General features: G+C 68.1%; 15 protein-coding genes. 8 read left to right on the forward strand and 7 right to left on the reverse strand.

The annotated features are described in order from the left end of the window. Window positions 1–34 precede the first annotated feature (34 nt). The 3 genes from AC1DRO_RS16505 to AC1DRO_RS16515 all read right to left on the reverse strand — a co-directional run bounded on the left by AC1DRO_RS16505 (window position 35) and on the right by AC1DRO_RS16515 (window position 3,905). Window positions 35–2,008 carry a bifunctional sugar phosphate isomerase/epimerase/4-hydroxyphenylpyruvate dioxygenase family protein gene (locus tag AC1DRO_RS16505; RefSeq protein ID WP_476951656.1) on the reverse strand — a complete coding sequence of 658 codons (1,974 nt, stop codon included), beginning with the start codon at window positions 2,006–2,008 and terminating at the stop codon, window positions 35–37. Next, on the reverse strand, window positions 2,008–2,889 hold the full coding sequence (locus AC1DRO_RS16510; protein ID WP_476951657.1) for a shikimate dehydrogenase: 882 nt from the start codon (window positions 2,887–2,889) through the stop codon (window positions 2,008–2,010). Before AC1DRO_RS16510 ends, AC1DRO_RS16505 begins: the two co-directional genes overlap by 1 nt. A gap of 173 nt (window positions 2,890–3,062) precedes the next feature. After that, window positions 3,063–3,905 (reverse strand): IclR family transcriptional regulator, encoded by an 843-nt coding sequence (locus tag AC1DRO_RS16515; protein ID WP_476951658.1) that lies wholly within the window; start codon window positions 3,903–3,905, stop codon window positions 3,063–3,065. Window positions 3,906–4,130: 225 nt separating this feature from the next. Between AC1DRO_RS16515 and AC1DRO_RS16520 the strand changes: the two genes are divergently transcribed. Then, window positions 4,131–5,447: an MFS transporter gene (locus AC1DRO_RS16520; protein WP_476951659.1), complete on the forward strand. Its 1,317-nt coding sequence runs from the start codon at window positions 4,131–4,133 to the stop codon at window positions 5,445–5,447. 125 nt (window positions 5,448–5,572) lie between these two features. Here the strand turns inward: AC1DRO_RS16520 and AC1DRO_RS16525 are convergent, their stop codons facing one another. Continuing rightward, complete coding sequence (locus AC1DRO_RS16525; protein ID WP_223914914.1) at window positions 5,573–6,658, reverse strand: ATP-dependent DNA ligase; 1,086 nt, start codon at window positions 6,656–6,658, stop codon at window positions 5,573–5,575. A gap of 117 nt (window positions 6,659–6,775) precedes the next feature. Here AC1DRO_RS16525 and AC1DRO_RS16530 point away from each other — a divergent pair, with 117 nt between their 5' ends. The 3 genes from AC1DRO_RS16530 (at window position 6,776) to AC1DRO_RS16540 (ending at window position 9,893) form a co-directional block, all read left to right on the forward strand. Then, window positions 6,776–7,774, forward strand: a complete 999-nt coding sequence (locus AC1DRO_RS16530; RefSeq protein WP_476951660.1) for a TIGR03885 family FMN-dependent LLM class oxidoreductase — start codon at window positions 6,776–6,778, stop codon at window positions 7,772–7,774. Beyond that, entirely contained in the window at window positions 7,771–9,504 is a 1,734-nt protein-coding gene (locus AC1DRO_RS16535; protein ID WP_476951661.1) for an alpha-amylase family protein, read from the forward strand. Before AC1DRO_RS16530 ends, AC1DRO_RS16535 begins: the two co-directional genes overlap by 4 nt. Window positions 9,505–9,656: 152 nt before the next feature. Beyond that, entirely contained in the window at window positions 9,657–9,893 is a 237-nt protein-coding gene (locus tag AC1DRO_RS16540; protein WP_018775353.1) for a hypothetical protein, read from the forward strand. Between the two features lie 4 nt (window positions 9,894–9,897). Here AC1DRO_RS16540 and AC1DRO_RS16545 read toward each other — a convergent pair whose 3' ends face one another. The 3 genes from AC1DRO_RS16545 to AC1DRO_RS16555 form a co-directional block, all read right to left on the reverse strand. Further along, window positions 9,898–10,224, reverse strand: a complete 327-nt coding sequence (locus AC1DRO_RS16545) for a MoaD/ThiS family protein (RefSeq protein ID WP_476951662.1) — start codon at window positions 10,222–10,224, stop codon at window positions 9,898–9,900. 14 nt (window positions 10,225–10,238) lie between these two features. Beyond that, the gene (locus tag AC1DRO_RS16550) at window positions 10,239–11,363 is read right to left on the reverse strand and encodes a WD40/YVTN/BNR-like repeat-containing protein (RefSeq protein ID WP_476951663.1); all 1,125 of its coding nucleotides are present in this window, start codon (window positions 11,361–11,363) and stop codon (window positions 10,239–10,241) included. A gap of 78 nt (window positions 11,364–11,441) precedes the next feature. Continuing rightward, window positions 11,442–11,651, reverse strand: a complete 210-nt coding sequence (locus tag AC1DRO_RS16555) for a hypothetical protein (protein ID WP_476951664.1) — start codon at window positions 11,649–11,651, stop codon at window positions 11,442–11,444. A 150-nt stretch (window positions 11,652–11,801) separates the two neighbouring features. On the opposite strand from AC1DRO_RS16555, the gene AC1DRO_RS16560 reads away from it, so the two are divergent. The 4 genes from AC1DRO_RS16560 to AC1DRO_RS16575 all read left to right on the forward strand — a co-directional run bounded on the left by AC1DRO_RS16560 (window position 11,802) and on the right by AC1DRO_RS16575 (window position 15,548). Next, on the forward strand, window positions 11,802–12,299 hold the full coding sequence (locus tag AC1DRO_RS16560) for a universal stress protein (RefSeq protein WP_476951665.1): 498 nt from the start codon (window positions 11,802–11,804) through the stop codon (window positions 12,297–12,299). A 215-nt stretch (window positions 12,300–12,514) separates the two neighbouring features. Next, window positions 12,515–12,874 (forward strand): metal-sensitive transcriptional regulator, encoded by a 360-nt coding sequence (locus AC1DRO_RS16565; protein WP_230012592.1) that lies wholly within the window; start codon window positions 12,515–12,517, stop codon window positions 12,872–12,874. Window positions 12,875–12,941: 67 nt separating this feature from the next. Next, window positions 12,942–13,172 carry a heavy-metal-associated domain-containing protein gene (locus AC1DRO_RS16570; protein ID WP_243178110.1) on the forward strand — a complete coding sequence of 77 codons (231 nt, stop codon included), beginning with the start codon at window positions 12,942–12,944 and terminating at the stop codon, window positions 13,170–13,172. A 72-nt stretch (window positions 13,173–13,244) separates the two neighbouring features. Beyond that, window positions 13,245–15,548 carry a heavy metal translocating P-type ATPase gene (locus AC1DRO_RS16575; protein WP_476951666.1) on the forward strand — a complete coding sequence of 768 codons (2,304 nt, stop codon included), beginning with the start codon at window positions 13,245–13,247 and terminating at the stop codon, window positions 15,546–15,548. The last annotated feature ends 17 nt before the right edge of the window (window positions 15,549–15,565 follow it).

Raw genomic sequence — 15,565 nt, forward strand, 5'->3', positions numbered from 1 at the left:
TCCTTTCGTTGATGTGTTTGTTGTTCGGCTGGGGTCAGGAAGTACGGGTCAGCTGGTGCAGGTGGTCGTACTGGACGGCGTGCCGCACCGGGGCGTTCGGGGCGCCATAGCCGTCGTAGGCACCGCGGCGCTCCACCATCTCGAAGAACACGCTGCCCACGGTGGCGGTGTAGAAGTGCAGGAATTCACCGTCGGCGTCGCGGTCATAGAGCAGGTTGAGCTCACGGAGCGTGGCCAGGAATTCCGGGTCCAGAGCGAACCGGGCGTCGAGGTCCTCGTAGTAGTTCGCGGGGATCTGCAGGAAGTCCAGTCCGCGGTCCCGTGCGGCCCGGGCCGTGGCCACGAGGTCTTCCACGGCGAAAGCGATGTGTTCCTGGTAGCCGGGACGGTGGCCGGTGCCGGCAGTCCCTTCCTGCTGGATCAGCGGGGCCAGGTTCAGCACCAGGCGGACGCCGCGGTCCTGCGTCAGCATCACCTGGGACCTGACCAGCCCGGTGGGGCTGGCCACCTCGGCGAACGGCTGCGGTTCCAGTGCGAGGGCGCTGGTGTAGAAGAGCACGGCCTCGTCGAAGTGCTGCCACGGCTGCGCGAGGTTCACGTGGTCGATTACCGCGCCCGGGTGCTCTGCCGGGTCCGCCGCGGCGACGTCCAGGCCGTCGCCGAATTCCCGGGTCCACGCGGCGGTGCCGTCCGGGCTGCCCTGGCAGAGGAAGATTTCGGTGGAGTCCGGCGCGGCGAAGCCCTGGAAGACTTCCTCGTTGGCCTGGCTCTTGCGCGGCACGGCGGGGGCCTTGAGCTGCTGGGCGCGGGCGGCGGCGATAACGGGAGAGTCGACGTCGAAGCCCAGGGCGGAGATGGCAGGGGCGGCGGGAGCCGGCTGGCCGGTACCGGCGGCAGCGGTCGCCGTGCCGATGGCTGCCGGTTCTTCGTTGATGATCACGCGCGCGTGGCCCATGGTCCACAATTGCACGTCCTTCGTGCGATGCCGCCCGTTGAACGCAAACCCCAGCTGGCCCAGCAGGGTTTCCAGTCCGGCGGTGTCACCGGCCCGGACCTCGGCGAAGTTGAAGCCGGCGGGCTCGGCCACTCGGGGAAGAGTGGCCAGCTCCATGGGGTAGCGGCGCCGGGCACCGGACACCGGGCCGGCCGCCCCGCTGGTCATCCCGCCTGCTGCATTCGCCGGGTTTGCCTCGAGCCAGGCGGCGCTCTGCTCTTCGAGCCAGATCAGCGACCGCATGGCGTCGACGGCGGTGCGTTCGACGTCGGCCTGGCGGAAGACGTCGTTGAACACTTCCAGCGACACCGGTCCCGTGTAGCCCGCGCGGACCACGTGGCCCATGAACTTGGCGAGTTCGAACTGGCCCTCCCCTGGAAACACCCGGTAGTGCCGGCTCCAGGACAGCACGTCCATGGACAGCTTGGGGGCATCAGCGACCTGGACGAAGAAGATTTTCTCCGGGTCGAAGGCCTCGATCGGCGCGGTATCCCAGTCCCGGGAGAGGATGTGGAAAGAGTCCAGGCAGGTGCCCAGGTTGGGGTGGTCCACCATCCCAACCAGCCGGTGGGCGTGCTCGTAGTCGTTCACGTATTTGCCCCAGGCCAGGGCCTCATAGGCGACCTTGACGCCGTGGTCACCCGCGAGGTCCGCGAGCCGGGAAAGCTGTGCCGCCCGGAGATCGTCATCGTCGATCGTGGCGGTGCCGACGTTGGAACAGAGCAGCATGGTGTCCATGCCCAGGCGGGACATGAGCCGGAACTTTGCGTCCGCGCGGCGCAGGTTGGCGGCGAGCAGGTCCTCGGGAACGCTGTCGAAATCCCGGAACGGCTGGTAGAGATCCAGGTTCAGGCCGAGGTCGGCGGCCAGCTTCCGGACGTCCTCCGGGCTCAGCGGGGACGTCACGAGGTCCTGTTCGAAGATCTCGATCCCGTCGAAGCCGGCCACCGCGCAGGCCTGCATTTTTTCCCGCAAGGTGCCGGCGAGGCAGACGGTGGCGATCCCGGTGCGCATCAGGCGGGCACCTCTTCCGCGGCCACAAGTTCCAGGAAGTGGGAGCGCATGCGGTCGGCGTCGGCCTGGCGCCCGGTGAAGATCCGGAAGGCGTCCGCCGCCTGGCCCACGGCCATCCGGCCGCCGTCGAGCACCTCGCAGCCCTTGGCGCGCGCCTCGCGGACGAGCTCGGTTTCGATCGGCCGGTACACGATGTCGGCCACCCAGTGCCGGGACTCCACGAGGGACATGTCCAGCGGAACCCCCGGATGGGCGGCCATGCCCACCGGGGTGCAGTGCACCAGGCCGTCGGCCTGCGGCATGAGCTGCGGGAGCTCCGCCGTCGTCCGGGCGGTGACGGTCCGGTCCGGGAAGAACCCGGCGAGCTCGGCCGCCCGGGCGGTGGACCGGGCCGCGTCGGTGTCCACGAGGTCCAGCTCGCGGACCCCCGCGGTGAGCAGGGCGTAGGCGACGGCGGAGCCGGCGCCGCCGGCTCCGAGCTGCACCACGCGATCCAGGGTGGCGCCGGGAAGCCCGGAGCCCAGCGCCGCGGCGAAGCCGGAGAAGTCGGTGTTGTGGCCAATGAAGCGGCCGTCGCGGATCAGCACGGTATTGACGGCGCCCAGGCGCCGGGCGTCGGGGGAGACCTCATCCAGGTACTCGAGCACGAGCTGCTTGCAGGGGTGCGTGATGTTCAATCCGTTGAACCCGAGGCTCCGGGCGCCGGAGAGCAACTCCCCCACGGCCCGGCCGGGCAGGCCGAGTTCGGTGAGGTCGATGGGGCGGTAGAGGTACCGGAGGCCCTGCACGTCGCCCTCGCGTTCATGCATGTAGGGCGTGAGGGAGGGCATGACGCCGTCTCCCACGAGGCCCACGAGGAAGGACTCTGCTCGATTGCTCATCCAGTTTGCTCCTTTGACAACGACACTCGGCGGGCTGCGACGCTTGCGGCGTCCGCGGCGGGCCGGGTGATGGGGATTACATTACAGACTTTGTTCACATGTTGCACTTTTGTTCGAATGACGAACATATTATGACGCCGGCGGCTTTGTTTAGGCCGTAGGCTGGTCGGCCGTCACCGCTGGGGCAGCCGGGCCGACAGCTCTGCGGCCGCCGCCTGCAGCAGCGGCACGAGGGCCACGAGGGCCTCCATGCTCAGGCGGAAGACCGGGACCGCCGTGGCCAGCGAGGCGAAGGCGTGCCCCTGGGCGTTGAAAACCGGGACGGCGACGGCGCGCATGCCGAGTTCGTTTTCCTCGTCCATGGTGGCGAAGCCCTGGCGCCGGACCTGCTCGATTTCGGCCCGGAAAGCCTCGCGGTCCGTGATGGAGAGCGCCGTCAGCGGCTCCAGGGGCAGTTCCTCGACAAGCTGGGCGCGGGTGGCGTCGTCGGCGAACGCCACCAGTGCCTTGCCCACTGAGGTGGTATGAAGTGCCCCGAGATGCCCGGGGTCGCTCGTGACCCGGAACGTCTGCGGGCCGTCCACCTTGTTCACCGTCAGGTGGTGGATGCCGTCCCGCACGGAGAGGATGGTTGCCTCACCCGTTTCCTCGGTCACGCGCCGCAGGATGGGCAGCGCCGTACCCGCGAAGCCGTGGTGGTTGGAGACGCGCTGGCCAAGCTGGAAGACCCTCAGCCCCAGGTGGTAGCGGCGGCCGTCCGGCTCGTAGTCAACGAAGCCGTCCCGCGTCAGGGAGCCGAGCAGGCGGTACGTGGTGCTGAATGGCAGATCCGCGCGGCGGGAGATCTCCGCCGCGCTGGCACCCCGCGGCTCGTCGCCCAGGAGGACCAGCAGACCCAAGGCCTTGCCCACCATGTCCGTCCGCGAGTCCTCCCTGGCGGCCTTTGCAGGCTTCGAAGGGACTTCCGCCGGATACCCGGAAGCGGCGGGAACTTCTGTGGTTTGATTCACACTCATGCATCGATGTTCCCACATAGTGAGAGCTATTTCTAGATGGTGATTATTTTTGTTGACAAGTGACTGCGCTCACAGTCATGATTGCTACATCGCACAAGTAGCTTCCACCATGTGGCTACTAGTCCGGGTCTTTCCACGGACCTCCGGCTGCACCACACTTAAGCAAGCGGCAGCCGAGACCTTCCTGATCCATCCGCGACAACGTCGTCACACCAAAGGAACACCATGAGCCACACTGTCCCGTCCACGACGCCGGGTATAACCACAGGAGGGACGCCGAAGAAGGCGGCCCTTGCCAGCTTCCTGGGCAGCGCCGTCGAGTATTACGACTTCTTCATCTTCGGTTCCGCAGCCGCGCTGATCTTCCCGCATGTCTTCTTCCCCGACGCGGACACCAACGCGGCGATCATGTCGTTCGCCACCTTCGGCTTTGCCTACATTGCCCGCCCGGTGGGCGCCGTTGTCCTCGGCCACTTCGGTGACAGGATAGGGCGCCGGAAAGTCCTCATGTTCACGCTGTTGCTGATGGGCGCTTCCACCTTTGCCATCGGCTGCCTGCCGGACTTCAAGACGGTCGGCTGGTGGGCCCCTGTCCTGCTGGTGCTGGCGCGTCTCTGCCAGGGCTTTTCCGCTGCCGGCGAGCAGGCCGGCGCCTCGTCCATGACGCTCGAGCACGCCCCGGACAACCGCCGCTCCTTCTTCACCTCCTGGACCCTGACCGGCACCCAGGGCGGCCAGATCCTTGCCGCCCTCGTCTTCATCCCGGTCCTGGCCCTGCCTGACGACATCAAGTACACGATCGGCTGGCGCATCCCGTTCTGGCTCAGCGCCGTGGTTGTGCTGGTCGCGTTCTTCATCCGCCGCACCCTGCACGAACCGCCGGCGTTCGAGGAGGCCCAGAAGACCAAGCAGATCTCCAAGCTCCCCGTCGCTGACCTCCTCAAGAGCCACTGGCGCGATGTCCTGCGTGTCATCGCCTGCGCCTTCATCGCCGCCGTGTCCACCGTCTTCGGCACCCTGGCCATCAGCTACGCCAAGAACGTCGCCGGCGTGGACGGCACCACCACCCTCTGGCTCGTCGTCGGCGCCAACTTCATGGCACTGGGCACCCAGCCGCTCTTCGGCATGCTCGCCGACAAGATCGGCCGGAAGCCCGTCTTCATCTACGGCGCACTGTCCAGCGCATCCCTGACGCCGGTCTTCCTGCTGAGCCTCGAATCCGGCAACGTCGCGCTGATGTTCCTTACGGCAATCGCGTTCTTCTCCTTCGGCTACGCTGCGGCCAACGCGGTCTGGCCCTCCTTCTACGCCGAGATGTTCAGCACCAACGTCCGCTTCTCCGGCCTCGCAATCGGCACCCAGCTGGGCTTCCTGATGGCCGGCTTCGCCCCGGCGATCGTGGCGGCCATGGGCGGCATCCAGCCCGGCGGCTGGGTCCAGATCTCCATCTTCACCGCAATCATCTGCCTCATCGCCACGGTCGCGGCGCTGACGGCCAAGGAAACGTTCCGGGTCCCCACCAAACAGCTCGGCCAGCAGTAGCCCCGCACCGGCAGCGGATTTCATCCGCACTTCCGCACAGCTTTTCCGCACGCACGACGGCGGCCCGTCCCTTTGGGGGCGGGGCGCCGTCGTTAAAGCGTTGAGCAGGTGAGCGGGCTATCCGGTTAGCGGGCGGCGCCCAGTACCGCGGCGAGATCGAACTTCACCGGTTCCTCCAGCTGGTCATAGGTGCAGGAGCGCGGATCACGGTCCGGACGCCAGCGCAGGAACTGGGCTGTGTGCCGGAACCTTTCGCCCTCCATATGGTCATACTTCACTTCCACCACGCGCTCGGGCCGCAGCGGGGTGAAGGACAGGTCCTTGCCGCCGCTCCACCGGCTTCCCTCGGCCTTCCGCGGAGTTCGCGCCCCCTCCTCCTGCCGGGCCCAGGCCCAGGGGTGGTCGTCAAAACCGGTGACCAGCTCCTGCAGCTCGGCAAACAGCTCCGCGCGCCGGGCCATCGGGAAGGCTCCCACCACGCCGACGTTCGCCAGCACCCCGGCGTCGTCGTAGAGCCCCAAGAGCAGCGAGCCGATCCGGTCCGGACCGGAGGTGTGCACGCGGTATCCGGCGAGCACGCAGTCCGCCGTCCGTTCGTGCTTGACCTTCACCATCGCGCGCTTGTCCGGCTGGTAGCTGCCCTCCAGCGTCTTGGCCACAATCCCGTCCAGTCCGGCGCCCTCGAACTGCCGGAACCAGCGCTGCGCCGTGTCCCGGTCGGAGGTCGCGGCTGTGAGGTGGACCGGCGCCGCGCTGGCTGCGAGTGCGCGCTCCAGCTGCCGGCGGCGCTCGGAGAAGGGTTTGCCCGTAAGATCCTCGTCGCCGAGGGCCAGCAGGTCGAACGCCACGAAGCGCGCCGGGGTCTGTTCCGCGAGCAGCTTCACCCGGCTGGCGGCCGGATGGATGCGCTGCTGGAGCGCGTCGAAGTCCAGCCGGTCCCCGGAGGCCGCCACCAGGATGATCTCGCCGTCCACCACGCAGCGTTCCGGCAGCTCCGACTTCAGCGCCTCGACAAGCTCGGGGAAATAGCGCGTCATCGGCTTGCCGTTCCGGCTGCCGATCTCCACCTCGTCGCCGTCACGGAAGATGATGGAGCGGAAACCGTCCCATTTCGGCTCAAAGAGCCAGCCCGTTCCGGCGTCCGGCGACGGCAGCGCGGGGAGTGCTTTGGCCAGCATGGGCGCAATGGGAGGCATCAACGGCAGGTGCATAGCGCCCATTCTTGCGCCGCGGACCCGGCACCGCCACCCCACGCCGTGGTTTCTCGCGAGGGGCTCCTCAACTGGGGGCTCCTCGACACGGCCCGGCCCCGGCGGTAAACATGGGTGATGGCTACCATCGGGTTCCACGCCTCGCATGAACAGATCAGCCCCCGCCGCCTCCTGCAGGACGTTCAACTGGCCGAGCAGGCAGGCTTCGATGCCGCCATGTGTTCGGACCATATTGAGCCGTGGTCCGCCCGGCAGGGCCACTCCGGGTTCGCCTGGTCCTGGCTCGGGGCCGCGCTGGCTACCACCGGTCTGCGCTTCGGGGTGGTGACGGCGCCCGGGCAGCGGTACCACCCGGCGATCATCGCGCACGCCTCAGCCACCCTGGCGGACATGTTTCCCGGCCGCTTCTGGATGGCCCCGGGCAGCGGCGAGTATATGAACGAGCACATCACCGGCCAGGCCTGGCCGCCGAAGGAAACGCGTCAGCGCCGGCTGGAGGAATGCGTAGACATCATCCGCCGGCTCCACGCCGGCGACGTGGTCACGCACCACGGCCTCGTCACGGTGGAGCAAGCCCGGATCTGGGACGTTCCGGAGATCAAACCGCCGATCATTGCCCCGGCGGTGAGCGTGGAAACAGCGCGCCGGGCAGCGGCCTGGGCCGACGGACTCGTCACCGTCAACCAGCCGCCGGGAAAGCTGAAGGACACGCTGGCGGCGTACCGGAACGCCGGTGGCCGCGGACCGGCTGCCCTCCAGGTCCACCTGTCCTGGGCGCCGACAGAGGCAGAGGCCGTCGCGATCGCCGAGGACCAGTGGCGCACCAACGTCTTTGCTCCGCCGATTCCTTGGGACCTGCCCTCTGCGGCCCATTTCGACGGTGTCAGCGCCGGTGTCCAGGAGGACCAGGTGCGGGCGGCCGTCAACGTCTCCGCCGATGCCGGGCGGCACGCCCAATGGCTGGCGTCCTATCTGGACCTCGGGTTCGATGCGCTGTACCTGCACTTTGTCGGTCAGGAGCAGACGCCGTTTATCGATGCCTTCGCCGAGCACGTCCTCCCCCAGCTCCGCCCGGCGGCGGGACCGGCTCCGTTCGGAACGGACGGTGCGCTGTGAGAATCGCCGAGACCTCGGACCTCTGGTGGAAGAACGCGGTGATTTACTGCCTGGATCCGGAGACGTTCTTCGACGGCGACGGCGACGGCACCGGAGATTTCGGCGGACTGATCCAGCGGGTGGACTATCTTGCCGCGCTCGGCATCACGTGCATCTGGCTCATGCCCTTCTACCCTTCCCCGGACCGCGACGACGGCTACGACGTCACCGACATGTACGGCGTGGATCCCCGGCTCGGAAGCCTGGGGGACCTGGTGGAATTCATCCGCACCGCCAACGACCGCGGCATCCGGGTGATCGCGGACTTTGTCATCAACCACACCTCCGACCGGCACCCGTGGTTCGTCCAGGCGCGCAAGTCCGTGGACAACCCCTACCGCGACTACTACGTCTGGCGGAAGGACACGCCGCCGGACACCTCGGACCAGGTGGTGTTTCCCGGCGAGGAAACGTCCATCTGGACCCAGGACAAGGCCACCGGTGAGTGGTATCTGCACATGTTCGCCAAACACCAGCCGGACCTGAACGTGATGAATGCCAAGGTGCGGGACGAGATTGCGAAGTCGATGGGATTCTGGCTGCAGCTGGGCCTGGACGGGTTCCGGCTGGACGCGGTGCCCTTCTTCCTGGAGCTGGTCGGCGAGCCCAAGGATGAAGCCGCGAAAATCGACCCGCACCAGTACCTGAGCGCCCTGCGCAGCTTCCTCAACCGCCGCCATGGCAGTGCCGTGTTGCTGGGCGAGGTCAACCTTCCATACAAAGAGCAGCTGAAGTACTTCGGCGGGCCGGCCGGCAACGAGCTGAACATGCAGTTTGATTTCCTCTCCATGCAGAACATGTACCTGTCACTGGCCCGGCAGGACGCCAGGCCGCTGGCCCGGACGCTCGGCAGCCGTCCGAAGATCAATCCCGACAACCAATGGGCCATGTTCGTCCGGAACCACGATGAACTCACCCTGGACAAGCTCAGCGATGCCGAACGCGAGGAGGTCTTCGCGGCCTTCGGCCCGGATCCCGATATGCAGATGTACGGCCGCGGACTGCGGCGGCGGCTGCCCACCATGCTCGGCGGCGACCCGGCCAGGATCCGCATGGTGTACTCCCTGATGTTCTCGCTGCCGGGCACCCCGGTGCTCTTCTACGGCGAAGAGATCGGGATGGGCGAAGACCTGCGCGCGAAGGGCCGCTCGGCCGTCCGCTCCCCCATGCAGTGGGACCACACCGAAAATGGCGGCTTCTCGACCGCCCCGCCGGGGGACCTCGTCGCCCAGCCCGTGGACGGACCGTTCGGGCCGGCGCGCATCAACGCCGCGGCCGCGAAACGGGATCCCGATTCGCTGTGGAACTTTATCGCGACGCTGATCCAGCGGTACCGGGAATGTCCCGAGCTCGGCTGGGGCAGGTTTGCCCTCATCAAGCAGGCCTCACCGGCGGTGTTGCTGCACCGCTGCACGTGGGACGGCTCTACGGTGGTGGTCGCCCACAATTTTGGCGCCGAACCGGCGTCTGTGACGGCCTCGGTGGTCCCGCCGGAGGGCGGGGAAGGCGGCCCGGGGGATCCGGACGGGAAGGGCGCGGCGGGGCGGTCCTTCGCCGGGGCAGTGCTCCGGGACCTGCTCGGCGGCGAGGACATCCCGCTCTTGGACGACGGCGCCTTCGAAGTCCCGCTGGACCGCTACGGGTACCGGTGGTTCCGGGTCGAGCGCCCGGGCGAACGCCAGCTCCCCTGAGGGCGGCCGCAGCCCTGATGGGGACCGGAATCAGCAGCGCCCCCGAAATCTAACCGGCCCCTTACCGTCCCGAAACGCGGACGCAACATTGGCGCAGGAGACTGGAAGTGCCGGCAAGAGCAGGCACCGACTCCAGTCCAGGAGGCCCCGCCATGTTGAAGGAAGCGAAAGCCCATGTAACCCGCGTCCGCGCGCTCGACCAGCTGCACCGCGGCGATGAGATCGAGGCCCGCCTGCGGGTGGGCCCGAACTACGATGACGTCGTGATCCGCCGCGGCAGCGTTCAGGAAACGGCCCCCGGAATCGGCGTCGTCTGGATCATGGACCGCCACACCGGCATGCGCAAGGCCATCAACGCCGACGAATGCAGCGTCTGGCGGGTCGCCTGAGGCGTCAGCCTCCCGCCACCGACTGGATGATGAGGACTTCCTGGCCCGGCGCCACGGCAGTCACCAGACCCTGCAGCCGCCGGATCTCATTCCCGTTGACGTATATATTCACGTAACGGCGAACACTTCCGGTTTCGTCCCGCAACCGCCGCGACAGCGCCGGATAGTCCCCGGTCACCGTATCCAGCACCCACTCCACCGTCACCGCCGCCTCGGCGGGCGCAGTCAGGATGGACTGCCCGCCGGCGAGCGGTTGGAGGACGCTGGGCAGGACCACGCTGATCGCCGAGTCTGCCTGCATGGCGTCGCCGCTGATCTCGCCGCTGTTCATGCGTTTTTACCCCTTCACGGCTGCGCCGGGAGCAGGGCAGTGGAGACCACGGCTGCCCGCACGCACAGCACGTCCGGCAGGTGCGAGGCGACCTCGGTAAAGTGTTCTCCTTCGTCAGCGCTGGCGTAGACACTGCCGCCGCGCGTCCCGAAGTAGACGCCCGCAGGCTCCGCGCCGTCGACGCTGGCAGCATCACGGAGCACGGCGTTGTACTCGGCTTCCGGCAGCCCGGCATCGAGCCGTTTCCAGCTGGCACCGGCGTCATCGGTCCGGTGCACCGCCAGCTTCCCGTCCGGCGGGATACGTTCGCCGTCAGCCTTCAGCGGGACCACCCAGGCGGTACCGGCCCGGCGCGGATGCGTCAGCATCACAAAACCGAAGTCCGCCGGCAGCCCTTCGGCGATCGACTCCCACGATTCGGCGTCGTCGTCGCTGCGGTACACGCCGTGATGGTTTTGCGCGTACAGGCGGCCGTCGACGGCGGCGTCGGCCGCGATCTTGTGAACGCACTGGCCGAATTCCGGGTTGGGATCGGGCATGAAGTACGCGGAAATTCCCTTGTTGCGCGGCTCCCAGGAGGCGCCGCCGTCGAGCGAGCGGTAGACCCCACCGGTGCTCATGGCGACGTGGACTTTCTCGCCCGTGGGGTCGACGACAATCGAGTGCGCCGCAGCGCCGCCATAGCCTGCGCCCCATTCGCTGCGGTGCGGATGGTCCCAGAGGCCGCGGTTGAGCTCAAAGTGCTCGCCGCCGTCGGTGGATTTCCAGACCGAGATCGGTTCGCAGCCCGCCCACACGACGCCCGGGCGGGAGTCGGCGTCGGGATAGATCTGCCAGATCCGTTCCAGGGCGGCGTCGGTGCCGTCGGGAAACGTGATGGCGCCGTTTTCGGGTTCAGTCCAGGTTCCGCCGAGATCATCTGAGTGGAAAACCGTGGGACCCCAGTGCTCGGAGCGGACCCCCACCAGGATCCGGGTCCTGTCATCGCGGGTATCGATGGCGATGCTGGGCACCTCACTCATCAGGAAATGCGGTCCGGACAGCGACCAGTCCTTCCGGTCCTGGCTGGTCGCCAGCCAAAGGCCTTTCTTGGTCCCGATCGCCAGGACGTAACTCTCTGCAGTAGCCATGGGGTCCATGCAACCATCCCCGCCGGAAGGCCGCAACGGTTTTCTCCCGGCGCCCGCCGGCACGCCCTGCCGCGCCGTTGGCATCTTTCAGTCGACGAACTCCGACTGCGTCTCGATGAAGTCCCAGTCCGCGGCCGTCAATACGGCCACGCCGGCGGACGGCTCAGCCGGACCGGGCCCGCCGGCATCCGCGATTCCCCGCTGCACGGCCTCGGGCAGTTCGATGGTCCGCAGGTTTTCCCGAAGCCATTCCTTGCTCGCCAAATCCAGATCCAACCACCACATGTAGATCTCCACGGCGGCCACCTCCTCCTGTGTCCTTCAACCGTAGGCCCCACCCCCGGGCTGTTCAAGGGAGGCCGCGGCAAACGGCGCCCGCACCGTCCCGGGCCGGCAAACGGGAAGTAAGCCCCTGTTCAGGGCCGCACCCCGGCGCCAGAATGAAGTATGCCTGACGACTCCGCCCACGGCCCGGCGCCTCTTGTAGTGGGTGTGGTTCCGGGACAGCATCCGGAAGTGCTGCAGACGGCGGCATCCCTCGCGAAGTCCCTCGCCGCGCCCTTGATCTGCGCCTACGTGGACGAGGCCAGCTACCTCGTGGAGTGGGATCCGGCGCGGTCCGCGCACCGCCTGTCCCTGCACCCGGACGCGGACGACGCCCGGATCCGGGCCACCGCCCAGGAGCTGCGTTCCGTTGTTGAGGCACTCTGCGTGCCCTTGGGAATCGACTGGACGCTGCGCACCCTGGCCGGGGATCCCGCCCGGGCGATCGGCAGGCTGGCCGCGGACACCAACGCAGCCATGATCGTGGTGGGGACCCCCGAACGCGGCATCGGCCACCGCATCTCCGCCGCGCTGAACGGCTCCGTGGCGGCGTGGCTCAGCCACCATCAGGAACGTCCGATCCTGATGGTTCCGGCCGCCGCTCCGGCAGGAAGAAAGTAAAGCGAAAGTACTTATTCGGAGCGCTGGTGTTACCCCACTACCGGCGAGTAAGCTCGATCTGTAGGCCGGAGGAACGGCCTACCCCAAAGCTGCTCCGGAGTGCGTATCCCCCAATAACGCACTCCGGAGCTCTTTGTTTTGCGCAACATTCCACATGTTGCGTCTGCCCGGGGCGCGGGCTTGAAACATACCCCTGGGGGGTATATGTTGAGGGCATGAGCGAGTCAGAAGTCCCCGGCACGGCGCGTCTGGACACTGTTCCCCTTGACGCCCCGCCCCATGAACACGGCTACACGTCCAACAAGGACGCCTACCTTCGCCGTCTCAAGCGGATCGAAGGGCAGGTCCGCGGCATCGCCCGGATGGTTGACGAGGACAAATACTGCATCGACATCCTCACCCAGGTCGCCGCCGTCACCAAGGCCCTTCATGCCGTGAGCCTCGGGCTCGTCGAAGAGCACATCGGCCACTGCGTTGTCGGCGCCGCCGCCGAACCGGATCCGGAGCTTCGGGCGGAGGCCATCGATGTCAAAGTCAAGGAGGCCACCGATGCCATCGGACGCCTGCTCCGCTAGTACCCGTACCACCCACCACACCACCGGGCCGGGGAACCACACCCGGCCCAGCGACAAGGAGCACCCCATGGCCCCCGTTTCCACCACCGTCAACGTTTCCGGCATGACCTGCGGCCACTGCGTGTCCTCTGTCAGCGAAGAACTTGAGGCGCTCTCCGGCGTCGAAAAGATCGACGTCGACCTCAACGCCGGCGGCATCTCCACCGTCACGATCACCTCCAGCGAAGCACTGTCCTCCTCCGAAATCGGCGAGGCAATCGCCGAAGCCGGCTACCTCGTGGTCGCCAGCGAAGCCTGAGTGACAACAGCGCCGGGCGGGCGCAGACACCGGAACGGCAGAAAACCAATCGAGCGGGAAAAGAAGGGCGCCGTGAGCAGCGAGCAGTTGTTGGACCAGGCCGGGAGCCGTGTCATTGACCTCGATATCGAGGGCATGACGTGCGCCTCCTGCGTCAACCGGGTCGAGCGCAGGCTCGGAAAGCTCGACGGCGTCGAGGCCAGCGTCAACCTGCCCCTCGAGTCCGCCCGAGTCAGCGTCCCGGCGGACATCACCGACGACCAGATCACCGCCACTGTCGCGGCCGCGGGCTACAAGGCCACGGTCCGGTCCGCCAGGTACCCGGGCGCGCCGGTGGAGGACGCAGGACTCCCGGCCGGCACCGAATTTCCGGCCGGCACAGCCGCACCCTCTCTTCGCCCGCGGCTGGTTGTGGCAGCCGTACTCACCGTCCCGGTCTTCGCGATCTCGATGATCCCGGCATTCCAGTTCCCGAACTGGGGCTGGGTGGCCGCGATCCTGGCCCTGCCGGTGGTTGCCTGGGCGGCGTGGCCGTTCCACCGCGCCGCGGCCATCAACGCGCGGCATCTGGCCTCGACCATGGACACCCTGGTATCCATCGGCGTGATTGCCGCCTACTCGTTTTCGGTTGGGCAACTCCTTGCCGACCCGGGCATGACCGAACATCCCGCAGCGGAGGGCATGGGCTCCGGCGGCCTGTACTTCGAGGTCGCATCCGTGGTCACCACGTTCCTGCTGCTCGGCCGCTACCTCGAGGCCAACGCCAAACGGAAGGCGGGCGACGCCCTCAAGGCCCTCCTGGACCTGGGGGCAAAAGACGCTACTGTCCTGCGCGGCGGCACCGAGCACAAGATCCCGGCCGACCAGCTGGCCCTCGGAGACGTGATCGTGGTCCGCCCCGGCGAGAAGATCGCCGCCGACGGCGTCGTCATCGACGGTACCTCTGCGGTGGACGCCTCCCTCGTGACCGGCGAATCCGTGCCCGTGGAAGTCGGCCCGGACAGCCAGGTCACCGGGGCCACCATCAACACCTCAGGCCGTCTCCTGGTCCGCGCCACCCGCGTCGGGTCCGAGACCACCCTGGCCCAGATGGGCAGGCTCGTCTCCGCGGCGCAGACCGGAAAAGCACCCATCGCCCGGCTCGCCGACCGCATCAGCGCCGTCTTCGTACCGGTCGTCCTGGTCATCGCCGCCCTCACCTTCGGGGCCTGGCTCATTGCGGCCGCACCGGCCGTCAGCGCCGACGACGTCCGGGCCGCCTTCACCGCCGCCGTCGCCGTGCTGGTCATTGCCTGCCCTTGCGCCCTCGGGCTGGCCACCCCCGTCGGACTGTTGACCGGGACCGGGCGGGGCGCCCAGCTGGGGATCCTGATCAAGGGTCCGCAAGTCCTCGAGGACACCCGGACGGTGGACACGATCCTGCTGGACAAGACCGGGACCGTCACCACCGGCCGCCTTGCCGTGGACGGCGTCCAAAGTTTCGGGCCGCACAGCGAAGCCGAGGTCCTGCGACTGGCGGGGGCAGTGGAAAACGCCTCCGAGCACCCGATCGCCCGGGCCATCGCCGCTGCGGCGTTGGGCGCGGCGGCGGGGCGTGTGAACCACGACGGCGCCGGCCTCCCCGCCGTCACCGGCTTCCGCTCCGCAGCCGGCGGCGGCGTCGATGGCACGGTCGACGGCCGGCGCGTGGTCGCGGGGCGCACCGGCTGGCTGTTGGAGTCCGGCGTCGCTCCGGCCCCGGCTCAGCGCGAGGCGCTGGGTACCGCCGAAGACTCCGGCGCCACGGCCGTCTGGGTTGCCGTGGACGGTGAAATCGCCGGAATCATCAGCCTGCGGGACACCGTCAAGCCCGGTTCCGCGGCCGCAGTTGTCCGGCTCCGGGAGCTCGGGCTCCGGCCGATCCTGCTGACCGGCGACAACGCCGCTGTGGCTGCCCAGGTGGCGGCCGCCGTCGGGATCAGCCCGCGCGACGTCTTAGCCGGTGTGCTCCCGGCGGGCAAGGTTGAGGCCGTGCGGAAGCTGCAGGCGGCCGGCGGCACTGTGGCCATGGCAGGGGACGGCGTCAACGACGCCGCGGCGCTGGCGCAGGCGGACCTGGGCATCGCCATGGGCTCCGGCACCGACGTCGCCATCGAGGCAGCCGATCTGACGGTGATGGGCAACGACCTCGGACAGGTGGCGCAGGCGATCGAGCTTTCCCGCCGGACGCTCGGCACCATCAAGACGAACCTCTTCTGGGCGTTCTTCTACAACGCCGTGGGCATCCCGGTGGCAGCCCTGGGCCTGCTCAACCCGATGATCGCCGGCGCCGCCATGGCCGTCAGCTCCGTGCTGGTGGTGGCCAACTCCCTGCGGCTGCGCAGCTTCGGGAAGTAGTCCGGCCTGAGGCCGGG

Source organism: Arthrobacter sp. P4_F11, assembly GCF_056401395.1.

Coding starts and splice junctions, on each gene's coding strand:
- AC1DRO_RS16520 (WP_476951659.1), top strand. CDS start 4,131: ATGAGCCACACTGTCCCGTCCACGACGCCGGGTATAACCACAGGAGGG.
- AC1DRO_RS16530 (WP_476951660.1), top strand. CDS start 6,776: ATGGCTACCATCGGGTTCCACGCCTCGCATGAACAGATCAGCCCCCGC.
- AC1DRO_RS16565 (WP_230012592.1), top strand. CDS start 12,515: ATGAGCGAGTCAGAAGTCCCCGGCACGGCGCGTCTGGACACTGTTCCC.
- AC1DRO_RS16515 (WP_476951658.1), bottom strand. CDS start 3,905: ATGAGTGTGAATCAAACCACAGAAGTTCCCGCCGCTTCCGGGTATCCG.
- AC1DRO_RS16550 (WP_476951663.1), bottom strand. CDS start 11,363: ATGGACCCCATGGCTACTGCAGAGAGTTACGTCCTGGCGATCGGGACC.
- AC1DRO_RS16510 (WP_476951657.1), bottom strand. CDS start 2,889: ATGAGCAATCGAGCAGAGTCCTTCCTCGTGGGCCTCGTGGGAGACGGC.
- AC1DRO_RS16525 (WP_223914914.1), bottom strand. CDS start 6,658: ATGCACCTGCCGTTGATGCCTCCCATTGCGCCCATGCTGGCCAAAGCA.
- AC1DRO_RS16570 (WP_243178110.1), top strand. CDS start 12,942: ATGGCCCCCGTTTCCACCACCGTCAACGTTTCCGGCATGACCTGCGGC.
- AC1DRO_RS16560 (WP_476951665.1), top strand. CDS start 11,802: ATGCCTGACGACTCCGCCCACGGCCCGGCGCCTCTTGTAGTGGGTGTG.
- AC1DRO_RS16540 (WP_018775353.1), top strand. CDS start 9,657: ATGTTGAAGGAAGCGAAAGCCCATGTAACCCGCGTCCGCGCGCTCGAC.
- AC1DRO_RS16505 (WP_476951656.1), bottom strand. CDS start 2,008: ATGCGCACCGGGATCGCCACCGTCTGCCTCGCCGGCACCTTGCGGGAA.
- AC1DRO_RS16545 (WP_476951662.1), bottom strand. CDS start 10,224: ATGAACAGCGGCGAGATCAGCGGCGACGCCATGCAGGCAGACTCGGCG.